We start from the raw sequence: 1,104 nt of genomic DNA on the forward strand, positions 1-1,104 counted from the left end.
CGCGGGTTCAGAAAACTAATGCAACACTATAAATTATTAACTTAGTGTTGTTATGAGCCAAAATTATACAAGATTAACCCTTCAAGAACGATTTAAAATTGAGAAATATTTAGATCAAAAATTATCCATTTCAGCCATTGCTATTTTATTAAATCGAAACAAAAGTACCATATCAAGAGAAGTAAATAGATTCAAAAAAAGAGCTTATGATGCTTTCATTTCTAATCAAATTGCTTTTGAAATTTCGATGAATAAAAACTATAGAAGAAGCAAAATTTTAAGCAATAAAAAGCTCCTAAAAATTGTTCATGCTAAACTTAAAAAAAGATGGTCACCTGAACAAATTTCCATATTTTTAAAACAGAATTTTCCACATCAAAAACCTATGAATGTAAGCCACGAAACGATCTATTTTTATATCTATTTACACAGTAAAAGTCACTTAAAAAAGAAACTCATTGAATCGCTTAGACAAAAGAAAAAAACAAGAGGTCCGGCTCGTTCGAAAGAATCAAAAGACATCAAAATTAAAGATCGTATTTCTATCGATGAAAGACCGCAAGAAGTCATAGGCAGAGAGATTCCTGGGCATTGGGAAGGTGATTTAATTATTGGTAAAGATCATAAATCGGCTATTGGAACATTGGTCGAAAGATCAACTCGTGCAGTGATTTTAGTCCATCTAAAAGACAAAAATGCGGAGACTGTTCGTAAGGCTTTTGAGAAGGAATTTAAGAAGCTACCAAAGCTCATGAAAAAGTCATTGACTTATGACAATGGAACCGAAATGGCTCAGCATAAGTTATTCACTAAAAATACAAAAGTGCAGGTCTATTTCACTCATCCATATTCGCCATGGGAAAGACCAACAAATGAAAATACAAATGGACTTTTAAGAGATTATTTCCCGAAAGGTACTGACCTTTCTATTTACTCAGAAAAAGAACTCAAAAAGGTGCAACGTGAACTCAATGAAAGACCGAGAAAAGTGCTCGATGGATATTCACCTGCTCAAGTTTTTAACCGAATGATTATTCAACAAATCAAATAATCATTTTTTTTACTATTTTTACTTAAACGTTGCATTAGCAACTTGAAACCGCC

General features: G+C 32.2%; 1 protein-coding gene. It reads left to right on the forward strand.

Features of this window, described 5'->3' with window-relative positions; translation table 11 throughout:
* Nucleotides 1–52: 52 nt before the first annotated feature.
* A complete protein-coding gene (locus tag N5D46_RS14670; RefSeq protein ID WP_114998439.1) occupies nucleotides 53–1,051 on the forward strand; it encodes an IS30 family transposase in 999 nt (332 codons plus the stop codon).
* The last annotated feature ends 53 nt before the right edge of the window (nucleotides 1,052–1,104 follow it).

It is taken from the genome of Empedobacter sp. GD03865 (genome assembly GCF_029840775.1).
GTDB lineage: Bacteria > Bacteroidota > Bacteroidia > Flavobacteriales > Weeksellaceae > Empedobacter > Empedobacter falsenii_B.